16 protein-coding genes are annotated in these 22093 nt (G+C 58.9%); 6 read left to right on the top strand and 10 right to left on the bottom strand.

Features of this window, described 5'->3' with window-relative positions:
- Window positions 1-5: 5 nt before the first annotated feature.
- Window positions 6-3578 carry a hydantoinase B/oxoprolinase family protein gene (locus tag RSE16_02675; protein WRH76388.1) on the bottom strand — a complete coding sequence of 1191 codons (3573 nt, stop codon included), beginning with the start codon at window positions 3576-3578 and terminating at the stop codon, window positions 6-8.
- 263 nt (window positions 3579-3841) lie between these two features.
- On the opposite strand from RSE16_02675, the gene RSE16_02680 reads away from it, so the two are divergent.
- A complete protein-coding gene (locus tag RSE16_02680; protein ID WRH76389.1) occupies window positions 3842-5731 on the top strand; it encodes an ATP-binding cassette domain-containing protein in 1890 nt (629 codons plus the stop codon).
- A gap of 284 nt (window positions 5732-6015) precedes the next feature.
- Here RSE16_02680 and RSE16_02685 read toward each other — a convergent pair whose 3' ends face one another.
- Window positions 6016-6894, bottom strand: a complete 879-nt coding sequence (locus RSE16_02685; GenBank protein WRH76390.1) for an alpha/beta hydrolase — start codon at window positions 6892-6894, stop codon at window positions 6016-6018.
- Window positions 6895-7261: 367 nt separating this feature from the next.
- Between RSE16_02685 and rlmJ the strand changes: the two genes are divergently transcribed.
- Window positions 7262-8092, top strand: a complete 831-nt coding sequence (rlmJ, locus tag RSE16_02690; protein WRH76391.1) for a 23S rRNA (adenine(2030)-N(6))-methyltransferase RlmJ — start codon at window positions 7262-7264, stop codon at window positions 8090-8092.
- A 76-nt stretch (window positions 8093-8168) separates the two neighbouring features.
- Here the strand turns inward: rlmJ and RSE16_02695 are convergent, their stop codons facing one another.
- The 6 genes from RSE16_02695 to RSE16_02720 all read right to left on the bottom strand — a co-directional run bounded on the left by RSE16_02695 (window position 8169) and on the right by RSE16_02720 (window position 16393).
- Window positions 8169-8489, bottom strand: coding sequence for a hypothetical protein (locus RSE16_02695; protein ID WRH76392.1), 321 nt, complete (start codon window positions 8487-8489; stop codon window positions 8169-8171).
- A gap of 325 nt (window positions 8490-8814) precedes the next feature.
- Window positions 8815-9558, bottom strand: coding sequence for a hypothetical protein (locus tag RSE16_02700; protein ID WRH76393.1), 744 nt, complete (start codon window positions 9556-9558; stop codon window positions 8815-8817).
- Between the two features lie 203 nt (window positions 9559-9761).
- Complete coding sequence (locus RSE16_02705) at window positions 9762-10946, bottom strand: M14 family metallopeptidase (protein ID WRH76394.1); 1185 nt, start codon at window positions 10944-10946, stop codon at window positions 9762-9764.
- A gap of 28 nt (window positions 10947-10974) precedes the next feature.
- Window positions 10975-14049 carry a TonB-dependent receptor gene (locus tag RSE16_02710; GenBank protein ID WRH76395.1) on the bottom strand — a complete coding sequence of 1025 codons (3075 nt, stop codon included), beginning with the start codon at window positions 14047-14049 and terminating at the stop codon, window positions 10975-10977.
- A 14-nt stretch (window positions 14050-14063) separates the two neighbouring features.
- Window positions 14064-15011 (bottom strand): alpha/beta hydrolase, encoded by a 948-nt coding sequence (locus RSE16_02715; protein ID WRH76396.1) that lies wholly within the window; start codon window positions 15009-15011, stop codon window positions 14064-14066.
- On the bottom strand, window positions 15008-16393 hold the full coding sequence (locus RSE16_02720; protein WRH76397.1) for a dicarboxylate/amino acid:cation symporter: 1386 nt from the start codon (window positions 16391-16393) through the stop codon (window positions 15008-15010). The genes RSE16_02715 and RSE16_02720 overlap by 4 nt, the downstream gene beginning before the upstream one ends.
- 211 nt (window positions 16394-16604) lie before the next feature.
- Between RSE16_02720 and RSE16_02725 the strand changes: the two genes are divergently transcribed.
- The 3 genes from RSE16_02725 to RSE16_02735 all read left to right on the top strand — a co-directional run bounded on the left by RSE16_02725 (window position 16605) and on the right by RSE16_02735 (window position 19851).
- Entirely contained in the window at window positions 16605-18278 is a 1674-nt protein-coding gene (locus RSE16_02725) for an ATP-binding protein (GenBank protein WRH76398.1), read from the top strand.
- Entirely contained in the window at window positions 18275-19600 is a 1326-nt protein-coding gene (locus RSE16_02730; protein ID WRH76399.1) for a sigma-54 dependent transcriptional regulator, read from the top strand. Before RSE16_02725 ends, RSE16_02730 begins: the two co-directional genes overlap by 4 nt.
- Before the next feature lie 104 nt (window positions 19601-19704).
- The gene (locus RSE16_02735) at window positions 19705-19851 is read left to right on the top strand and encodes a hypothetical protein (GenBank protein ID WRH76400.1); all 147 of its coding nucleotides are present in this window, start codon (window positions 19705-19707) and stop codon (window positions 19849-19851) included.
- 137 nt (window positions 19852-19988) lie between these two features.
- Here the strand turns inward: RSE16_02735 and RSE16_02740 are convergent, their stop codons facing one another.
- A complete protein-coding gene (locus tag RSE16_02740) occupies window positions 19989-20705 on the bottom strand; it encodes an IS6 family transposase (GenBank protein WRH76401.1) in 717 nt (238 codons plus the stop codon).
- A gap of 71 nt (window positions 20706-20776) precedes the next feature.
- Between RSE16_02740 and RSE16_02745 the strand changes: the two genes are divergently transcribed.
- Window positions 20777-20920 (top strand): hypothetical protein, encoded by a 144-nt coding sequence (locus tag RSE16_02745; protein WRH76402.1) that lies wholly within the window; start codon window positions 20777-20779, stop codon window positions 20918-20920.
- Between the two features lie 176 nt (window positions 20921-21096).
- On the opposite strand, the gene RSE16_02750 is transcribed toward RSE16_02745, so the two are convergent.
- Window positions 21097-21987 (bottom strand): hypothetical protein, encoded by an 891-nt coding sequence (locus RSE16_02750; protein ID WRH76403.1) that lies wholly within the window; start codon window positions 21985-21987, stop codon window positions 21097-21099.
- Window positions 21988-22093: the final 106 nt, after the last annotated feature.

Here is a 22093-nt window from a genome sequence, read left to right on the forward strand (position 1 = left end):
CTCGCTCATCCATAGCCTCCCCCGCCCGGCGTTTCGACCACCATCACATCACCCGGTTCCATCTCCACAGATGCGGTGGAATCAAGAACCTCAATCTTGCCTGACGTTCGCTCAACCCACGTTGCGCCGAGCGCTCCGGGCGCCCCGCCGGCCAAACCGAATGGCGGTACGCGGCGGCGATTGGCCAACATCCCGGCCTCCATCGGCTCCAGAAAGCGCAGCCGCCGCAGCGCCCCGTCACCGCCGCGTTGCCGCCCCGCGCCACCCGAACCATGTCTTATGGCGAATTTTTCAAGCATTACCGGGAAGCGCGTTTCGAGCACTTCGGGATCGGTCAGCCGGCTGTTGGTCATATGGGTCTGGACTACGCTGGTCCCGTCGAAATCGGGCCCCGCGCCAGAACCACCGGCGATGGTTTCGTAATATTGGTAGCGATCATTGCCGAAGGTCAGGTTGTTCATCGTCCCCTGCGCCGCCGCCATCGCCCCGAAAGCTCCAAACAGCGCATCCGTTACAACCTGGCTGGTCTCGACATTGCCGGCCACTACAGCTGCCGGATAGCGCGGGCGCAGCATGGATCCTTCGGGCACCAGGATCGTGACCGGGGCGAGGCAGCCTTCGTTCATGGGGATCGGATCGTCGATCATGGTGCGCAGCACGTACATCACCGCCGCGCGGACCACGCTGAAGGGCGCGTTGAAATTGCCGGGGAGCTGCTCGCTCGTTCCGGCAAAATCGATCGTTACCTGCCGCGCTGCACGGTCGACCCGGACCGCAACGCAGACCACCGCGCCATTATCCAGTTCGTACCGGAACGTTCCGTCTTCCAGTCGCCCGATCAGGCGCCGCACGGCCTCCTCTGCATTGTCGTGGACATGGCCCATATAGGCGCTGACCACCTCGATGCTGTGCTCTGCGCATGCGCGCTCCAAGCCTGCCGCCCCCCGCGCGCAGGCGGCGATCTGCGCGGCAAGGTCGGCCAGGTTCGCATCAACGTTGCGCGCCGGGTAAGGGCCAGAGGAAAGCATCGCCGCCAGTTCATCACGACAGAAGCGGCCCTCGTCGACCAGCAGGACGTTTTCGAGCAGCACGCCTTCCTCGCCGATATTGCGGCTGTTTGGCGGCATCGATCCCGGGGCGATCCCGCCAACATCGGCATGGTGACCGCGCGCGGCAACGTAGAAGGCGGGCGCATCCCCAGCGCCGACAAAAACCGGCATGACGACCGTGATGTCGGGCAAGTGCGTGCCTCCGGCATAGGGCGCGTTGAGAACATAGGCATCGCCGCGGCGAATGCCCCGGCCATCCCTGCCGCTGGCGCGCTCACGCAGCACAGCCTGGACGCTCTCCCCCATCGAGCCGAGGTGGACCGGCATATGCGGGGCATTGGCAACCAGACGCCCAGACGCATCGAAAATCGCGCAGGAGAAATCGAGCCGCTCGCGAATATTGACCGACATGGCGGTGCGCGCAAGAGCCGAACCCATTTCCTCAGCAATCGCCATGAACAGGCCGTTGAAGATTTCGAGGCGGACGGGATCAGCATCGGTCCCGCTGGCGGTCAGGGCCGCGCGTGGCGCGGTGCGGCTTAGCCGCAGGGTCCCATCAGCGTCGACCGCCAACGACCAGCGCGGCTCGACCACAGTGGTCGCCAGCGGATCAATCACGATCAGCGGCCCCTGCGCAGTGAACCCGGCGGGCAGTGCAGTACGGTCATAAACCGGCACGGGGTGACCCGACCCGGCAAGGTAGCAGTCGACCGTTTCGATCGGCGGGCCGGCCTTTTCAGGCAACGGCCAGTCGAGCATGCCTGAAGCCTCACCGGCAGCAATCGCTTCGACCCGCACCCGGTCGATCACCAACGCACCATCGCCAACATATCCGAACTGCGCGCGGTGGGCTGCGGCGAAGGCCTCTGACAGTTGCTGCGGATCGCCGGGGGGCAGTTCGATGGCATTCTCGGAACCTTCGCGGCGCAGGAACAGGCTGGTGCGGACTTCTGCGACGGCGCTTCCCAGCTCGCCCTGGACCTGCTCCCCAAGTTCCCTAGCCAGCGTATCCGCCGCATCCAGCCCAGCCGACAGCGGCTGAGCCAGGGTTCGCTCGCGCACTGCTGTTTCGCTGGCAAGACCCATGCCATAGGCCGAGAGCACACCGGCGAGCGGGTGGACAAGCACCGCGTCAATCGCCAGCTCGTCGGCTACCAGGCAGGCATGCTGCCCGCCAGCGCCGCCGAAGCAGGACAAGCTATAGCCCGTCACGTCATGTCCGCGCGCGACCGATATCTGCTTGATCGCATGCGCCATGTTGGCGACGGCAATGGCGATAAAGCCCTCGGCCAACGCCTCGACCGTAAAGACCTGTCCAGTCTCAGCCTTGATCGCCGCTGCCATCTCAGCAAACTTTTCCGCTACAACATTCGTGTCGATCGGCTGGTCGCCCGTGGCGCCGAACAAGTGCGGGAAATGCTCCGGCCGCAACTTGCCGAGCATGACATTGCAGTCGGTTACTGTCAGCGGCCCGCCATTCCGATAGCAGGCCGGTCCCGGCACGGCCCCGGCGCTTTGCGGGCCAACCACCAGCCGCCCAGCATCGAACCGACAGATCGAGCCGCCACCCGCAGCCACGGTATGGATGCGCAGCATCGGAGTGCGAATGCGGACATTAGCGACGCGAACCTCACTGTCGCGTTCGAAGTGACCGGCATAATGGCTGACGTCGGTCGAGGTGCCGCCCATGTCGAAACCAATCACCTTCGGCGCGCCGCTCGCTTCCGCAGTGCGAGCCATGCCGACGATCCCGCCGGCCGGGCCGGAGAGAATCGCGTCCTTGCCCCGGAACCGTGCCCCATCCGCAAGTCCCCCGCTCGACTGCATGAACAACGCGCGATTGCCCGGGCCCAGCGCGGTGGTGAATTGGTCAACATAACGGCGCAAAACTGGCGAGAGGTACGCGTCGACCAGCGTCGTATCCCCGCGCCCGACCAGCTTGATCAATGGCGCAACTTCGTGACTTACCGAGACTTGCGTGAACCCAGCCACCCGCGCCAGATCGGCCAGCCGCGCCTCATGTGCAGGATAGCGATAGCCATGCATCAGCACGATTGCGATCGAACGGAAGCCTTCTGCAACCGCGGCCTTAAAGGCGGCGCTGGTGGCGGTCTCATCCAGCGGCTGAACCACCGTCCCATCGGCCATAACCCGCTCGGCAATCTCGATCACCTTGGCGTGCGGGGGTTCAGACAGGACGATCTGGCGCACGAACAGTTCGGGCCGCTCCTGCGTACCGATCTGCAGCGCATCGCCAAAGCCGCCTGTAATGGCGAGGACGGTCGGCTCGCCCTTGCGTTCCAGCAGGGCGTTGGTGGCAACCGTGGTGCCCATCCGCACGGCGGCAGGGGGCAATGCCCCCACATCGGTACCGCTCAGCTGCCGGATACCGGCAATTGCCGCATCTTCGGCTCGAGCCGGGTTGTCTGATAACAGCTTAGCAGTCAGCACTTGGCCGTCGGGCGCGCGGGCCACCACGTCGGTAAAGGTTCCGCCGCGATCGATCCAGAATTGCCATTCACCCGCCACGCCGCCGTCATAGGCCGCGGTGTGGCGCTGGCAATCACTTTCGCACAGGGGCGGGGTTCAGCGGGATCACGACCGCCATTCGGCGAACTTAAAGCTGCACCGGAAATTCGGCGCCAGCGTGTTTCGCGCGCGGGGCAGCAGGCCGGCGTGGGCTCCAAGCATTGGAAACAATCCACTAACGTTCAGACAGCCGCCTCCCTCAATTGCGTCTGATTGCAGCAAGCATTGCTTTTGCTTGGCGCACGATGCTGCTAGGCACGCGCATGCTCAACTTGAATAATATTACGGTTCGCCTTGGCGGTCGGACGATCATTGACGATGCAACGGCCAAGCTGCCGCCGCGCGGACGCATCGGGCTGATCGGGCGCAATGGCGCGGGCAAGTCCACACTTGTGCGCGTGATTGCCGGTATGCTGGAGGCCGATAGCGGCGAAGTATCGATGCCGCGGGGCAGCCGCTTAGGTTATATCGCGCAGGAAGCGCCAGGCGGCGACGCCACCCCGTTCGAAACGGTGCTGGCCGCCGATACCGAACGCTCGGCGCTGATGCTGGAAAGCGAGACATCCGAAGATCCGCACCGTCTGGCCGAAATTCACGAACGGCTGATAACCATAGAAGCCCATTCCGCCCCAAGCCGCGCGGCCCGTATCCTGGTCGGCCTAGGTTTTGATGATGCGGCGCAGCACCGCCCGCTGGAGAGTTTCTCGGGTGGCTGGCGGATGCGGGTTGCCCTGGCCATGCTGCTGTTCTCGCAGCCGGACCTGCTGCTTCTTGACGAACCGTCTAACCACCTCGACCTTGAAGCCGTGCTATGGCTGGAAGATTTCCTGCGCTCTTACCCGGCCACGATCCTGCTGGTCAGCCATGAGCGCGATTTCCTCAACAATGTGGTCGATCACATCCTCCACCTCTCATCCGGCAAGCTCACGCTCTATCCAGGCGGTTATGACGCTTTCGAGCGCCAGCGTGCTGAACGCCAGGCGCATCTCGCTTCGGCCCGCGAAAAACAGGAAGCCGAGCGCGAACGGCTGCGTGACTTTGTCGCCCGCAATTCGGCACGGGCATCCACTGCGAAGCAAGCGCAATCGCGCGCAAAAGCTCTAGCCAAGTTGCAACCGATTGCGGAGATGATCGACGATCCGTCCTTGCAGTTCGATTTCCCTGATCCTGACGAGCTGCGCCCGCCGCTTGTTACGCTCGATCTTGCCGCAGTCGGCTATGGCGAGGCACCCGTGCTCCAGCGGCTTAACCTGCGGATCGATCCCGATGACCGGATTGCCCTTCTCGGCCGCAATGGCAATGGCAAGACCACCCTGGCTCGGCTGCTCGCCGCGCAGCTTGCCCCGATAGATGGTGCGATGACGGCCAGCGGACGCATGCGCGTCGGCTATTTCACCCAGTATCAGGTAGAGGAACTCGACCGGTCCGAAACCCCGCTTCAGCACATGACCGTGCTGATGAAGGGTGCCACCCCCGCCTCAGTGCGGGCCCAGCTGGGACGCTTCGGATTTTCTGGCCCTAAGGCCACAACCGAGGTGGGCAAGCTTTCCGGCGGAGAGCGCGCCCGGCTTGCGCTGGCCTTGATCACCCGCGAAGCACCGCATTTATTGATCCTCGACGAGCCGACCAACCACCTTGACGTCGACACGCGCGAGGCCTTGATCCAAGCGCTTAACGGCTATTCCGGCGCAGTGGTGATTGTCAGCCATGACCGGCACATGCTGGAAACCACAGCCGACCGGCTAGTGCTGGTCGATGGCGGCACCGCGCGGGAGTTTGATGGCTCGATTGACGATTACCTCGCCTTCGTGCTGGCCAAGGATCCGGCCCCAGCTCGCAAGGAAACGCAGAGCGACACCGACAACCGCCCGGTCAACAAGAAGGAGCAGCGTAAGGCTGCTGCCGAAGCCCGCGAGAAGGGCCAGCAAATGCGCAAGCGCGCCAAAAGCGCAGAATCAGAGCTGGAAAAGCTGACCATGCTACTCAAGGCGACCGATCAGGCCATGTTCGATCCCAAGTCTGCCGATCCGTCGCTCGCTAAACTGACCATGACCGAGTTGATGAAACGTCGGGCCGAACTAGAGAACCGCAAAGAAGCCGCCGAAACTGCCTGGCTTGAGGCAAGTGAAGCATATGAAGCGCTGGTTGACTGAGGCGCTGCCGTTCGCTTGATCAATGCAGTTTTCCAGCCACTTGTGTGCGGCTTGGCCATGATTGGGGGGTGCAGCGATTTAGGCGGATCCAGTCGCTGCATTGAGGTGCCGTGAGCGGACGTCTCCTCGAAGCATCCTTTATGTCTGCCCCGCCATCGCAAATGCCAGCACAAGAATTGACCGGTTGCTCTCGCTTTAAACAGCGCGTCAACTCATGCTGAGCTCCGCTTCCTTGGGCGATCCGGAACAAGAGCGCTGGGACTTCAAGATTGTAAATGCAGACTCTATCTGTTCGTACTTCTAACTCTGCTAAGTCGTCCAATGACGAGTTGTGCAATCATATCTGGCTGCTCCGGCAACATTGCGTGGCCGGCATTTTCGAGAATGGCGATTTCAACGCGCGCGGGTTGGAGTGCTTGCAGCGCTTCGGCATTGGCGGGTGGCGCTAATACATCCTGCGCCGCCTGGATTATGTAGATCGGCGCTTGCCCGCCTGCACTCCATTTTTCGGAGGGCGAATTTTTCAAAGCAGCCTGTTGCTGCATCGCAACCGCGCCATACCAGCCGTCACGCCAAACCTCTGGATCGTTGCCCGGTGCGAAGAAAGCGGTGCGGACTGCCGCTATGTGTGCTTCGGGAGAGAGGGAGGTATCGAAGACATCGTAGAGCGCCTTTGCGATGGCTGGAGCTATCGCAACTTGCCCCCCAGAAGCCAGCAGTATCAGGCTTGATACCGCTTCGGGATATTGGGAGGCTATCACCCGTGCCAGCCTGTTGCCATAGGCGTGACCTATCAATACGGCTGGCTCAATGGGCCCGATTCCCGGCGCGGATTGCAGGGACCGGATGACTTCAAATACGTCTTGGGCATAGTCTGCGAGCGACCGCGCGGCCGGGCCTTCACTCCTCCCAATTCCGCGCGGATTGATAGCGGCTGTCTGGAACCCAGCCGCCGCTATCCGGGAGGAGAGGTCATCGAAATCGCTGGCTCCTCTACCCAGCGACGGCAGCAACACAACCAGCGGTCCTTTTCCGCGCAGTAGCACTTCGACCACGATCGGATGCTCCGCTGCATGGCTCTTATATGATATGAGCTTGCTCGTTGTGGCATGCGCCTGACGCAAGCCTTTTGCAGTGATCGGGAATGGCACCGTCAAGGTCATAGCCATTGTTCCCAGGACGACCCTGCGGGAGAAACTTCGATCGAGATCCATGTCATGCCATCCTGTCAACTGAGCGATCACATCACCTCTATACCGCGTTTTAGCGGGTCGACTATGGCAAAGCGGAACTGCCGCAAAACTCGAGCTTTCGGCACAGGGGACCGCGAAAGTCTGGTCAGCGCCGGGCGCCACCAATAGTTCCACTGGCGCCGATCGCCGACGCTGGCTTTCGGTCGCGCGCAGAAGTGCTTTGAAGGTTTTCGTCCAACCCTATAAGGGCATCCGATCAGGTGCTTCAACCGCCTCGGGCTCGGCTTGAGCGCCCGGCAGCCCATACAAAGGCGGATCGTCAGGATTTTGAATTGCAGTGAATTATCGCCATTCCTTCCATGCCGGCAATAGCGCCGATGTCGTGAAGCACAGCCTGCTGATCGCCCTCGTGCAGGCCTTGCAGCTCAAAGAGAGCGCGCTGACCCTGATCGACACCCATGCCGGCTGCGGGCTGTATGATCTCGAGGGGGAAGAGGCCGGACGCACTGGTGAGGCCGCGCAGGGCGTGCTCCGGGCCTGTGCTGACACGAACCCCTTGCTGGACGAATATCGTGCCGCAGTGCAAGCGGTGAATGCCGCGGCCGAGCCGCACCTCTACCCCGGCTCGCCGCGGTTTCTGGCGCAGCTTTTGCGCGCGCAGGACTTGCTAATCTTGAACGAAAAGCATCCCGAAGACGTCCGTGCCCTGCGCGGCGTGATGCGCGGCACAACCGCCGCTGTGCATGAGCGCGACGCCTACGAGTTCTGGCTGGCGATGCTGCCGCCGCGAACACCTCGCGGCGTGGTTGTGGTCGATCCGCCATACGAACAGACAGACGAACGCGCGCGCATTACCGCTACCCTCGCCGCGGCTCACCGCAAATGGTCGCATGGCGTGACGGTGATCTGGTATCCGCTGAAAGACCGCGCCACGCATTGGCGATGGAAGGAGCAATTACGCAAGCTCGGTATCCCGAAATTGCTGTGCGTCGAGCATTGGCTGTACGATAGCGATCAGCCCGGCATCTATAACGGCGCGGGCCTTTTTATCGTCAACCCGCCCTACGCCTTCACGCAGGCGCTGCCGCCTCTGCTGGAAGCCCTGCGCGCCGCGCTGGCGCCCGACGGGCATAGGGGTGAGATCACAGCCGATTGGCTGAACGATTGAAATAAACCCTCATCGTCACTTCTCCCAAAGGAGAAATGGCCGCGCAGCAGGCCTGCCCCTGCAAGACGGCCTGGGTCTAGTTGCCGTCAGCATCGACTTCGAAAACCATCGGCTTTCCCCGGGAAGAAGGCTCCCATCCGGCTTGTAACGCTGCCTGAATGCCCCTGATTACAACTGCGTCGCCAATCTGAAGGCGGCCTCGTTGCATACCTTTGATCAAGCGTTTCGGCGCAGGGAATTCCAGCAACGCTCCGCGTTGAGTGTCCTTGCGCAGCAAAGCGACGGTCATGCCTTTCCAGCCTTCACGCTCGCTCCACTGCGGCTCGCTCCGCAGCTCCCACTCATATTGAAACCCGTCGACGTCGACGATACCGGAAAGCTTGTGGATCTTGGTCATGCTGCCATCCCTAGCAGGTCTGCGACTACAAACCACCGGCTGACTGCGGCTTGGCAAATTCCGCCAGTACAAGCGGGTTTTCTTGCAGAAGCAAAACAGGCGTAACCGGGAATACGTTCCTCTCAGAAGCGGGAATTCGCCAATACAATACTGCTCAAATACGCGTGGAGCCTATTCGCGTGATCGGAAACAGACGGCGAAGTCGGTGTCACTAATGTTATAGCGGTGAGTGACGCGGTGGCATAATGGCTGGATCTGCCTGAGTATCAATATTGTGATATAAGCTTTTGTCACCCCCGGCTTTGTGCCGGAGTTCAACACTTGCTTATGGCTTTCCCAGACCGACAAGGTAAGGAATGGCGAAGGGGGCCATGCCGCCATTGTCATGACCGATCCCTGGAGCATAAGCGATTTTCCAGCCAAATGGAGTTGATGCTCCGGCCATATCGCGTGCGACCGAAAGGAAGGCTTGCCCTCGCTCAAAGCGAGTTAGCCCCTGTTGGTCAGCCTGTTCATTCTTGCGAAGATTGGGATCGTTGCGATCTTTATCCTCTGTCCCGAGCAGGATTGTCAGAGGCCGCTGAAACGCCTTTTCGGGTGAAACCAGACCGGCTGCATCGCCTCCCCAACCATAAGGGAAGGCTGCGCCATTCGGCATAGTATACCAGCCGGAATTTGCTGCGACCGCAGCTTGCAATCGGGGTGCATCGGCAAAGGCGACATAACGGTGGACAAATTGGCCGCCTGCAGAATGACCATATAGTGCATAGCCCCACTGGTTGCCGGCGACACGGCAGACAATCTCGTCGAACAAGGGCTCTATTGCCGCGAACGACCAGCGCGACCGCGGATTGTGGTGGCCTTTCCTGCCGACGATATTGCCAAGATTGTAGGAAGCTGTTGTCGGAAAATCCTGCCTGCCAAATGTTGGGACAACAATTATAAGGTCATGTTTCTCGGCAAGATCACGCCACTCGTCACGATATCGGTCGCCGTCTCGATACACGCCATGCATGACAAAGACGATGCGGCTATCCCGGCCTGCTGCTTGCGGCTTGTGAACAAACACCGGAAGTTTAGGGCCTGACCAACCGGAAAATTCAATCCGCGATGATCCTTGGGCAAGAGGCTCGCAATCTTTTGCGCTGGCAGGTAAAGCCGCAGACATCGTACCTAGACATACAAGCATAGCTGCGAGACGGAAGAGCAAGCGCCTATACATCAAATGCTCTCCCTTTTGAGGGGCGATCGCCCCGTTGCTAGCCATCTGGATCATTGGCCCGGAGCGTCTCCGAGCGACGAACTGAGCGCGGGGATCATGGAGGCCGCAAGCGCTTCGGCCGCGGTGCGGATCGCCACTGCATCGGTGTTATCCCCAGCCTCATAAGTGAAAGCGGGAATGCCGTAGGTCGCATGGAACCAATTTTTGGTTGTGCCGGAACCGGGGTTTGCATCACGCGGTTCAATTTCGAATGGATAGCCCTTAAAAGCGGTTTCCTTGGTACCCAACCAGCCTGCAAGAAACGCTTTACCCTGCGGCGTGGCCTCATCGCCCTGAACATAGAAAAGATTGCGGTTGGTCGAATGGAAATCGAGCATTAGAACCGGTCGCACGCCAGCCGGAAGTCGTCGTATCCAGTCAACGACCGCACGCGTCTCCGGTTGACTGAACGTACCCCAATCCCGGTTGAGATCGATACCCCCCAAATTTGCCCGCCAATGGCCTCGCGCGACCCCGTCAGGATTGAGCAACGGCACAATCAGGAACTGATATCTGCTACGGTCGATTGCGCCTGATCGCACCAACTTTGCAATCGTCAACGAAAAGGCATCCATTGCAGTTGCCCCCGTCACTTCCGGCGGATGCTGCCTGCCCAGCAGAACAACAAGTCGAGGGGCATCGGCATTGCCGAGATACACTGCCTCGAGAGGGCGCCCGTCATGCGAATGACCCAAAAGGATCGTGCTGCCGTTTCCGGCCTGCACAAGCTCTGCCAGCAGTTTCTGGTAATGGACGGATGTCACCAGCGGCTGCCCGCTTACGATCCCCTCTCCCGATGGCAGCGTGATTGCAATCCCGCCACCGTCCTTCGCAACCGCGACCGAGAGCGAGGCGGGGTCACCCCTACCATACCATTTTGGTGTATAGCGGTGACGAGCCCCGAGATAACGCACATTGACAGTCAACTTGGCACCTTCGGCTGCTTTGTAGCGGAAGGCGTACCAAGGGCTTGGATTGATAGGGGGTAGATGTTCGGGAACGACCATGATCGAGATCGTCCGATCATCCTCTACATAGCAGGTTGATCGTGATGCGCCTTCAAAGTCGAAATGGACGCTTCCCTGTGTCGTATGGCATCCCGTCAGGGCTGGTTTGGAAAATCGCGCGGGCGGGGAGTCAGGTGCTTGTGCAAATGCATTCGCCCCTACCCCGCCCACGATAAGTGCGGCGAACATTCCCCATGATCCTGTCCGCCGCCCCATCTCAGAACTTCTTGCGAAGTTCGACGTGAAATACCCGTCCGCGCGCGGTGTACAGTTCGCTGTAGAAACCATAGGTTTCGTCTGCGAGCGGCGGATCCTTGTCGAACAGATTGTTGATCGCAAAGCGCAAGCGTGTTCCGTCCAGGCCCGTATCATTATTGATCGTGTAGGATATCGACAGGTTGGTCAGGAACTGATCGTTAACCCGGTAGAAGTTGGCATTTGGATCATCCGAAACCAGCAAAACATCGCGGACCACGCTGGTGTCCCATACCTTGCCGGTATATTGGCCGAAGAGACCGACTTCAACTGGCCCGCTTTCCCAATTGATCGATCCGCTCATGCGCCATTTCGGGCGGCCATCAATCTCGAGCAGTTCGCCCAATCCGCCAATAGTGACGTCGGCAGGCAGCTTACCTGCAGCGATGCCGGCGAGCAATTCTTCACCGTCAGTGCTGGCCGATTGAACAAAGCTTTTCAGTCTTGCGGCATTCAACCGAACACGAAACTGACCCAGACCAAATTCCGGCACATTGTAGAACAATCCGAAATCCCAGCCTTTTGAAACGCGGCTGTCGAGGTTCAGATAAGGATCGAGTACCCGGACGATTGCACCGGCAGGGGTAAGGCGCGTTCCGGTGAACAGCGCAATGTCGTCAGCAGTCGGCGTGGCGCGAATGACGTTAGGATTGGTGCTGCCGCTCAGCCGGCGGAGCAGGTCGAGTGCAATGGCATTATCGTCGCCGAAAGTGCCAACCAATTCGGTCTGTTTGACACGCCAATAGTCCGCCGTCAGCGTCAGACCCGGAATGAAACCCGGCTCTAGCACGACGCCAAGGTTGATACTGTCGCTATCCTCAGGCTTGAGATCCTTGGCACCTGATCGGAAGCTGACTACACCTGCACCGGGGCAAGCATCAAGGCCGGATAGAAGACCCTTCTCGACCCGCGCCTGACAGATCACGAAATCGTCCCGTGTGTTGGACCGGGTAGTGCCATCATCATTGACCTGCACCAGATTGGGCGCGCGGAAACCTTGCGACCATGCGCCGCGAACCGTGATCCCGGGGATCGTGGTCCATGATGCTGCGACGCGCGGTACCATGGCGGTAGCCTTGATGTCATTGAAACGCTCGATCCGCCCGGCCATCTGGATGTTGAACTCCTCGACCAGAGGAATGTTCATGTCACGGCTTACGACCGGCACGAACAATTCGGCAAAAGCCGAATAGACCTCACGCGTTCCATCTGTATCGGGTGACGGGCTGGTGCCGGCCACGTCACTGCCGTTGAACACTCCGGTAACGCTGTCGGTGAAGGTGATCGTGCCATCAAGCCGGTCGTCACGATCATCAAAAAAGGTTTCACGGCGCCATTCGACGCCGGTTGCAATGCCGAGGTTCCCGCCCGGAAGCGAAATCAGGTCATCGCGGCTGACCTTGAAGTCTGCCAGCGCCAGCGTCGTGCCGCCGTCGCGGGAAACGTTGATGCGGAATGTGTCGATGACGGATGCCGGATTGGGCGTGCAATCGCCCTGCCCCGGATCGTCGAGGCAACCCCCGTTGAACGGATTATAGGCATCAGGCGTCGTGCGGTTGATCGACTGCTGCATGGCGGTGAGTGAAACGCGATTGGTTTCAAGATCTGTCACGCGCGCTTCCGAATAGACAAAGCCCGTGTCGAAATCCCATGCGCCAAAACTGCCGCGCAGGCCGCCAACCAAACGGAACGAATCCTTGTCGACAAATACGTCGCGATTGCCGGCATCGACGAAACGGTACCGTTCCATGATAAGGTCGGCGCCGGTTGTCGGAATGGTGGTGCCGGGCAGTCGATTGGGATTAACCGCACCACTCGTCAATGTCGTGGGGCCAAAGGGGTTCCAATAGGCCGTGCGTGAAATACCAACCGGCACCGCACTCAGAATCGCAGACGCATCATTGGCACGCTTGTTTTCCGAACGATAATAGCTGCCCTCAAAATAGGCTTCGACGTCGTCCGTCAGATCATAGTTCAGCAACGCCATCGCATTGTAACGCGTCTTGCGGCTGATTAGCGTGTTACCGAAAATGGTGTTGTAGCGCACCGCCGTTGTCGGCGTCTCGCCATTGCGGGCGCAGATGCCGTTGCGGAAATCCATACGGCAACCGGTGAATGTGCTGGGCTGGAGATAGAAATCGTCATCGCCGATCGGCGTGCGGTTCGTGGGCGCCTGGATGTCGAACTGGCCGAAGGGACCAAAAGTGTTACGGTTGTTGAACGAGGCATCACCGGCGAAATCGGTGTTCGCCACAAGCGCCAGACGGTCATCATCGCGCGAATAGTCGCGTGCCGATGCGCCAAGGCCATTTTCATGGAAATATCCGCCATAGAGCGTCAGGTTGCCGCGACCACCGCCAAAATCTAAACCGAGGCCACCGGAAATCCGGTAGCTGTAAAGACTGGTGCCATCCGACGCGCGCCAGTCTGCCTCCACAAAGCCGCCATTCATATTGCCCTTGAGCACGGTGTTGATTACACCCGCGACAGCATCGGCACCGTAGATCGCTGACGCACCATCGCGCAGAACCTCTATCCGGCGCACGCTGCCAGGCGCAATCTCGTTGGTGTCAGGGCTGACCACCGGAACCAGCAACTCTGTCTGGAAACCGGGATGCAAGTTCATACGCCGGCCATTGATCAGCAACAGGGTGTTGCCAGTACCCAGATCGCGCAGATTGACCGAACCGACATCGCCGCGGACGTTATTCTGCGTCGTCGCATTCTGTTCATTGAAGGCCACCGTTCCGGCCTGCGGAATCGAGCGGAACAGTTCGTCGCCCGATGAGGCACCGGTATTCTCAATCTGCTGCTCATCAAGAACGGTCACTGGCAGGACGTCATTGATTTGCGCGCCCTGGATTTGAGAACCGATGACGACAATAGCCGGCTCGGCTTCCTCTGTGGACTGGGCGGCTGCGGTTGCCGCAGCTACCGGCGTGGCTGCTGCGTCCTGCGCATGCACGGCTGTTGCAGCCATCAACCCTGTACTGCTTAGCAATGCCAGCTTCAGGTACATCTTGGTTGTCATCATCATACTCCCTGATTGTTTTATAGTGTTTTTATGGAATCAAACCATTTCCGGAACATTTCCGGCCATTGGCTCAAAATCTGGTCCGGGTTGCCAAGGCCCCATCCGTGCCCGCCATCGCGAAACAGGTGCAACTCTGCCGACGCACCCGAGGCATTTAGTTTTTCAAACAATAAAATTCCATGCCCGGGAGGCGTAATCTTGTCGTCCGCTGACGCAAAAATGATCGTCGGCGGAGCATCGGCGCTGGCATAAGTGTCAAGCGACCAGGCGGTCTCTGCCTCGACATCCGCGGTGTTGCCGACAATTTCACGACGGGTACGGGTCGTGTCATAGGGCTTTCGCAGCGAAACGACCGGAAACAGCAGCACCGAGAAATCCGGTCTGGCGCTGGCTTTCTCATAGCGGTCGGCGCCTTCATAGAGCCGGCGTTGCGGCTGTAAGGCGGTGAAACCGGCCAGATGGCCGCCGGCCGAGAAACCCATGACACCAATTTGCTTTGGGTCGATGCTGAACTCGGAAGCTTTGGTACGAATGATGCGCATTGCGCGCTGAGCATCCATGAACGGCGCGGTTGCCTCCCATCCATCATTCGGCAGACGGTAAATCAGTTCAAACACGGTAAAGCCACGCTGCTGCAGCCAGCGTGCAATGGGCGTGCTTTCTTTCCACAACTGAATCCGGAAATAGCCGCCACCGCCGCACACTAAAACAGCCGCGCCATTAGGGTTGGCCGGACGATAGACGCGCATGCGCGGGGTAGAAATATTCGAAAGCGCACCAAATCCTGCGCCTTCAATCCCCAGTTTTTCGGGTCCAGTTGGTCCGCCCTGCCCTGGTGGTTTGCCGGGCCATAAAGGGATCTCCTCCCACGCCTCCGCTAATGCAGGCGCTGCAGTGCCAAGTTCCAAAGCACCGATCGCCGTCAGCAGGGCAAGGTTACCGAGCAAGGTGCGACGTCCGATCATAGAGTTTTGCCCATTGCAGCGACCAAAGCCTCGCTGTGCGGGCCGCTGCGTTCATGACGTTCGATGTCATCCTCCGGCAGCGGCATCGGCCTTCCCGCCATTGCAGCCGCCAAACGATCAGTATCCAGCGCCCCTTCCCAACGGGCGACGACAATCGTTGCAACAGCATTGCCGATGAAGTTGGTCAGTGCCCGGCACTCGCTCATAAAGCGGTCGATCCCAAGGATCAGCGCCATGCCTGCGACTGGAACCGATGGGACAACCGACAAGGTTGTCGCCAAGATTACAAACCCAGCGCCTGTCACTCCTGCTGCGCCTTTAGAACTGATCATTGCAACCAACACCAATGCCAATTGTTCGGACATAGAAAGGTCTATGCCGACCGCCTGCGCTATGAACAAAGCGGCGAGAGTCATATAAATATTGGTGCCGTCTAGATTGAAGGAATAACCTGTTGGCACCACCAGACCGACCACGCTTTTGCGAGCCCCCGCGATTTCCATCTTTTCCATCAAGCTAGGCAGCGCCGCTTCCGACGAGGATGTGCCTAGCACCAGCAGCAGTTCCTCGCGCAGGTATCGGATCAACTTGAAAATCGAAAAACCCGCAAAATAGCCAACGAGGCCAAGAACAACGATCACAAAGAGCAGCGATGTGAGATAAAAGGTCGCAACCAAAGCGGCGAGGTTCGCCAGTGAGGCAATCCCAAATTCACCAATAGTGAAAGCAATCGCGCCGAATGCCCCGATCGGTGCAAGTTTCATCAACATGTGCACGAGCTTGAAGATCACCTCGTTGAGCGAGGAGAGAACATCAAGCACTAGGTCACTGTGCGGGCGCGTGGCCGCTAGCGCCAACCCAGTCAGGATCGCGACCAGGAGGACCTGAAGGATATTGCCCTCGGTCATTGCGCTAAACAATGTCGTCGGAATGATGTTCAGCAGAAAGGCCGTAATGGTCTGGTCTTTTGCCGTGCTGGCATAACCTTCAACTTTACTGGCATCCAGCGTCGCAGGATCAATCCCCAGACCCGCGCCCGGCTGCACGATATTGCCGACGACAAGCCCGATGATGAGCGCCAGAGTGGAAAAGAAAAGAAAATAAGCAAACGCCTTTCCCGCAACACTGCCGACCGCGGACAAATTGCGCATGCCGGAAATGCCGGTGGCAACAGTGAGAAAAATCACCGGGGCGATAATCATTTTCACCAATTTAATGAAACCATCGCCCAGAGGCTTCAGCGCAGAGCCAATATCCGGATAGAGGTGGCCCAACAGCGCGCCAAGGCAGATCGCCGCCAGCACCTGCACATAAAGCTTGCGATAAAGTGGCAACCGAATGCGGGGTTCTGATGCACCAGTTGTAGGCGTCGCGGCCTGCATTTTTTCCTGCTCCCTATCCGGATTTTCTCCCCGGTTTTCGACAAAATAAGCTCAATGCAGCCAAGCACAACGGAATTTGAAGTTATGATTTAATTTATAAATAACAAAAAGATGATGATATCCACCGCTCATTTATTCTGATTTTCCAGACAAAATTCTTGCAATTTTTGCGGATTTCCAGACAAATGGTGGCCATAGAATGATTTTTAAATTGCCCCCCACCCCCGCGCCGGGTCGGCGCTATTTGGCCGTGATCTTAGCGGCGGGTCTTCTGCTGATTGCAGGTTTGGGTCTTGTGGTTATCGATCGCACCTTGCGGGCTTCGGCGCTCGATGAAGCGGAACGAGTTGCTCAAAACGAAGCGGCGATTTTTGCGGCAGGGCTAGAAAGCGAACTCGACAAATTCAGTCTGGTCCCGCTGGTGCTGGCGAAAGATCCCCAAGTCCAGTCCCTTCTGCTTGGCAGCCGGATACAGCAAGCCGGACTTAACCGGCGGCTCGAGCAAATCGCACAACAAAGCGGAGCAGCCGCGATCTACTTAATGGACGACAAAGGCCTGACTTTGGCAGCCAGCAACTGGAACCGGCCGGACAGTTTCGTTGGCTCTAACTATAGATTTCGGCATTACTTTCGCGAAGCGGTTACTTCCGGAACGGCGAATGAGTTTGCACTGGGTACAGTCAGTCGGCGGCCCGGGCTGTACATCTCCCGTCGCGTAAACACCCCTTCTGGTCCGGTCGGCGTTGTTGCAATCAAGGTGGAATTCGACACGATTGAAGCCAACTGGGCAAAAGCGACTTCTGGAGTGTATGTGACCGACGCCGATGGTGTCATCCTGGTGACCAGCAAGCCTGGCTGGAGATTCAATACCACCCGGCCGGTTTCTGCCGGCCAACGCAATATGGAACAGGATCGGCGGCAGTTCGGTAAATCAGAGCTTCCGCTCTTCACACCCGAAACAGGCATTACGTCCGCACAAGCGCCTTTGATCAACAGCATCAAGCCGGTCGCGCCATTCAACTGGCAGTTGCATCTTTTGTCCGATCCATCGATTTCGCTCGCCGCCGCCAAGGCAAATGCTCGCCTGCTGTTTCTTTTGTTACTTGTACTGGCGGTCTGCACCGCCGCGGCGGCAGCAGTCAGCATTCGGCGTAGAGAAGCCAGGGCGCAGCAGCTTGTGAATGAACGCACCGCGCTTCTGCGTGATCAACTACAGCAGGCGAACAGGCTGGCGACCCTCGGCCAGATAACGGCAGGCGTTGGACATGAAATCCGCCAGCCGGTAGCCGCGGTGCGCATATTGGCAGAGACGGGCCAGCGATTGGTCGAGCGCGGAGCATATGACGACGCCCGCGCAAACTTTAACCGAATAACCGCACTGACTGAACGGATCGGGACGATAACCGACGAGTTGCGGCGGTTCAGCCAGCGCAGGAATCGTGCACCGCGCAAGGTTCCGTTGCGCCAGGTCATCGATGGCGCACGGTTGCTTCTGCGTGACAGGATCGTCCAACTCGAAATCGACTTTGTCATGCCTCCCGAACCGGCGCTCGACCTGATTGTTCGCGGCGAGCATGTCGCTCTCGAACAGGTACTGGTCAATCTATTGCAGAATGCGCTTGATGCTGCCGGGCAGCGCGGCCGAGTTGTGATCGAAGTAATGGAAGCCGGCCCGTTCATCCGGCTTTCCGTGATCGACAATGGGCCGGGCCTGACGACCGAGCAGAGGGCCAACCTGTTCCAGCCCTTTGCCACGACCAAAGCAGAAGGGCTTGGGCTGGGACTAGTGATATCGCAGGATATCATGCGCGGACTTGGAGGTGATCTGGTAGCAGATGAAATACCGGCCGGCGCATGCTTCACGATGGCCATACCGTGCAAATGAGCAGCTCGCCGCCCGTCACTGTTTTCTTGGTCGAGGATGATGAGTCGCTTGGCCCCGCCGTCGCCGACGCCTTGCGACTGGAAGGGATGCTGGTTTCGCTATTCCGTCGGGCGGAAGCGGCACTTGACGCTCTACCTCCAGACTTTCCCGGTGTAGTGGTAAGCGATGTGCGCTTGCCAGGGATGGATGGTCTCGCCTTGTTTGCAAGACTGCAAGAGCGCGATCCCGATTTGCCGGTGATTTTCACCACGGGCCATGGCGATGTCGAAATGGCGGTTGCAGCATTGAAAAACGGCGCCGCGGACTTTTTCACAAAGCCTTATTCCTCGACAACATTGTTACGCGCCATTTCTAGTGCCGCAGAACGACGGCGGCTAGTGCTGGAAAACCGCAGATTGCGAGACGCAATGTTGGTGCAAGCGCGTGAGAAGTTCATCGGATTATCGGATTTCGCCTCACGCGTGCGTGGAATGCTCTATGCCGTCGCCCAAGCTGAGATCGATGTCGTGATCGAAGGAGATACCGGCACCGGCAAGACATTTGTTGCTCGGCTGATCCATGAACTAGGTCCGCGTCGCAGCAGGCCGTTTGTGCAGATCGACGCGGGCGCGCTCACACATCAGGACGCGGATCTTTTGCTGTTTGGCCGAGAGCCGGGCGGCGGCGGATTGTCACGAACCGGGCTGATAGAGCGCGCCAATGGTGGAACTTTGCTGATCGACCAAATTGAAACCGCCAGCCCAAATCTTCAGGCGCGGCTTCTATCTGCTTTGGAAACCCGTTCCATTTTGCCCGCCGGAGCCGATCGCTCCCGAAAACTGAACCTGTGCGTTGTGGTTACACGGCAATTGTCGGGCGACACGGATCATAGCAGTGACAGCAGAAGCCAGTTTCATGAACGGCTTGGCGCAGTCCGCTTGACACTGGCGCCCCTAAGCGCACGACGCGAAGACATTCCAATCCTGTTTCGCCAATTTCTGTCGCGGCATGAAGCTGAACTTGATTTGCCGCATCGTGAAGTAACCGAAAGCGTCTGGCACTATCTTCAAACCCATGACTGGCCGGGGAATATCCGCGAATTGGAGGCATTCGCTCGGAGTTGGACCGTCGGCCTGAATCTGCCGATAGACACATTGTCGCCGCAGAGCGACGGCCGCCCGCTCCACATTGTCGTCGCCGAATTTGAACGCACTGTATTGGAAAATGCATTGCGCTCAACCGGAGGCAATATCCATCAACTGGAACAGGCCCTAGGTACACCCCGCAAGACACTTTATGACAAGCTTAAGCGTTATGGCCTTCGCTCAAAGGATTACCGATAAACCTCAGTGTTGCAGCCAACCGCCTGCGGCACGGCCGGCAGATCCGATTGGTCATTGAAGGTGATGGGCCGCCTCCAACGGCGCCGGTCAAACAAGCATGTCGGGTGGCTTCGTCTCCACAAAGACAGCGCGACACCAAGCTGATCACTCTGCTCGCCGAGGCGCATGCAGCGCGAAAGCTGGTGCTTGCCCATCCCAACACTTCACTTGCCGATCTCGCCAAGCAGCATGCGGCGTTGTTGGAATGCTAAGCTTAGGAGGGTTTGTGCAACAAGACAGAGGCCTTGGCTTCCAACGGCAGTGCAACTTTGATGGTTTGAGCTGGTGCTGTCAGTCTAACGCTAACTGGTCTCCACTGAACAAGGGCAGGGCAGGTGGCCGCTGCGCCTCAGGCAGCGAGAGAATGCCACTCAGCCAGGGCGGCTGAGCGATGGAGCTTGTAGGTCTTTCGGTCAACGAGGTGGCGGTCTGAGGCGAAGTGGTTGTGCAGTGAGGCGTGGACGGAGGCGAACTTCTGTAGCGACTTCATCTGCCGAAATCTGAGCATCGCACGCTCTCGTCGCCTGAAGGGGAGGCGGCTGTTCTCAACCCTGTTGTTGGCCCAGCGGCCGATCTCCTGCTTCTCCCGATTGCCCAACTCGTCCATCGCTGCGCCGTAGGACCGCAGGCCGTCGGTGGTAATTGTCTCGACGCAACCGTGCCGCTTCAGCGCCTTCTTTATGAATGCCAGCGCAGCTTTCTTATCTCTGGTCTTTGTGACGTAACTGTCGAGGATCTCACCTTCCTGGTCGACCGCGCGCCACAGGTAGTGCATCTCTCCGCCAATCTTCACGTACATCTCGTCGAGGTGCCAGTTCCAGTGGCGAAAGCCCTTCATTCGTGAGACCTGCTGCCGGCGGATATCGGCAGCGAACATTGGGCCAAAGCGGTTCCACCAGAAGCGCACCGTCTCATGGCAGATGTCTATTCCCCGCTCGAACAGCAGGTCCTCGACATTCCGCAGCGACAGCGGAAACCGGACATACATCATCACCACGAGGCGGATCACTTCGGGCGATGAGTTGAAATAGCGGAAGGGATTGGCGGGCTTCTTCGATCTCGGCATTCTGCGCAGCTAGCGGCCCTCGACCCCTGCGCCTAGCCGGTCCATTTGCTCTGACAGGGCCGTTCAACGCCATGCTCGCACCGCATTGGCAGAGGCTCTGCGATCCCGAAATACGCGAACTTGCCATAATGCCGGAAATCAATGGCGCGGAGGACGATGCTGTGGATGTGGAGGTCGACGGCGAGGATCAGGGTGAGGACGGCGCGCCGTCCTGATGCGCGGGGAGAAGGAGTTGTTATCAAAGGTCGGTTAACGCGAAAGGTCCTGTCGCCTCACAAAGCCACAGGACCTTTCGCATAGGATCATTACGTTATGGGCAAGCGCTCAACGCGCAGCCGTGTTGGCATCAAGTTGTGCCAAGTGCACTTATGGAGTCTAGCCTCCAGCCTTTTCAGTCAAAAAGAACGCTAATGGTCATTCCGCCTGCAAAGTCAGTGCTGTTGTTGTTCAGCCCTGTGCTTCCAAAGAGCGAGAGATTGAGCCCCTTTGCAAGCCGGAAGCTTGCCCAACCCGTCACTTCGCTCGATGCCGGATTGCCGGTAATCGGCGATTGTTGCCAATCATAATCGGCACCGATAACCAAACCCTCGCCGGTGTTAATACTTGCGCCACCGCCAGCACCCCACGTGTCGCGAAGCGGCGTTAGAGTTGAGCTTCCCGCAAAGCGGCGACGGCCATGAACATAAACTGAGGCCGGACCAATATCCTTACCAAGGTCGCCCGAGACGGTAACATCCGCCTTGCCGGTGCCAATCCGCTTGCTGCTCGATGCTGTCGGCAATTTAACACGGCCAGTGGCATCGAAAAAGAAATCCGACCCCAGATCAAGGCTGTAGGTGGCAGCCATCACGACATCACCGATACCGCTGCGCTTGCCCGACAAGGGAACTGCACCGCCATCTTCTACGTCAACATCGCCGGAACCGCTGGAGCCACTACCTCCACGGCCGCGACCGCGACCACGTCCCCCACCACTACCGCTATCACCGCCGTCAGGCGTGTCGAGCAACGTACCCGGGCCCTCTATCCGGACATAAGGTACCGAAACGCGGAAACTGAAATTGGAATTGGTGTACTTGATCGACACCGGCGCCGAGAGCACCTTGGTCTTCTCGATCTCGCCATAATCGCCGGACGAATAATTTGCGCCTACAGAAATGCGAACGCTTTCATCGTCGTCGGCGCCATTGTCAGAGGGCAGGCTCTGTGCAGACACCGGTGCGGCAATCATACCGGCGACCATGGCGAGCGTCAGACACGCCGTGTGGTTAAGATATTTCATAAGTATTTCCCCGGATTATTTGCGCCGTCATGACCCGAAGAGCCCGCAGCGACAGTTGCTAAATCAAGAATTGGCTCTGGAAAGGAGCGACCTTTCCAGAGCCTGC

The organism is Sphingobium sp. (assembly GCA_035196065.1).
GTDB classification, from domain to species: domain Bacteria; phylum Pseudomonadota; class Alphaproteobacteria; order Sphingomonadales; family Sphingomonadaceae; genus Sphingorhabdus_B; species Sphingorhabdus_B rara.

Bases quoted from the DNA above. Each gene is read 5' to 3' on its own strand.
- RSE16_02680 (WRH76389.1), top strand. From the start codon at position 3,842: ATGCTCAACTTGAATAATATTACGGTTCGCCTTGGCGGTCGGACGATC.
- RSE16_02685 (WRH76390.1), bottom strand. From the start codon at position 6,894: ATGACCTTGACGGTGCCATTCCCGATCACTGCAAAAGGCTTGCGTCAG.
- RSE16_02695 (WRH76392.1), bottom strand. From the start codon at position 8,489: ATGACCAAGATCCACAAGCTTTCCGGTATCGTCGACGTCGACGGGTTT.
- RSE16_02705 (WRH76394.1), bottom strand. From the start codon at position 10,946: ATGTTCGCCGCACTTATCGTGGGCGGGGTAGGGGCGAATGCATTTGCA.
- RSE16_02710 (WRH76395.1), bottom strand. From the start codon at position 14,049: ATGATGATGACAACCAAGATGTACCTGAAGCTGGCATTGCTAAGCAGT.
- RSE16_02715 (WRH76396.1), bottom strand. From the start codon at position 15,011: ATGATCGGACGTCGCACCTTGCTCGGTAACCTTGCCCTGCTGACGGCG.
- RSE16_02720 (WRH76397.1), bottom strand. From the start codon at position 16,393: ATGCAGGCCGCGACGCCTACAACTGGTGCATCAGAACCCCGCATTCGG.
- RSE16_02730 (WRH76399.1), top strand. From the start codon at position 18,275: ATGAGCAGCTCGCCGCCCGTCACTGTTTTCTTGGTCGAGGATGATGAG.
- RSE16_02740 (WRH76401.1), bottom strand. From the start codon at position 20,705: ATGCCGAGATCGAAGAAGCCCGCCAATCCCTTCCGCTATTTCAACTCA.
- RSE16_02745 (WRH76402.1), top strand. From the start codon at position 20,777: ATGCTCGCACCGCATTGGCAGAGGCTCTGCGATCCCGAAATACGCGAA.
- RSE16_02750 (WRH76403.1), bottom strand. From the start codon at position 21,987: ATGAAATATCTTAACCACACGGCGTGTCTGACGCTCGCCATGGTCGCC.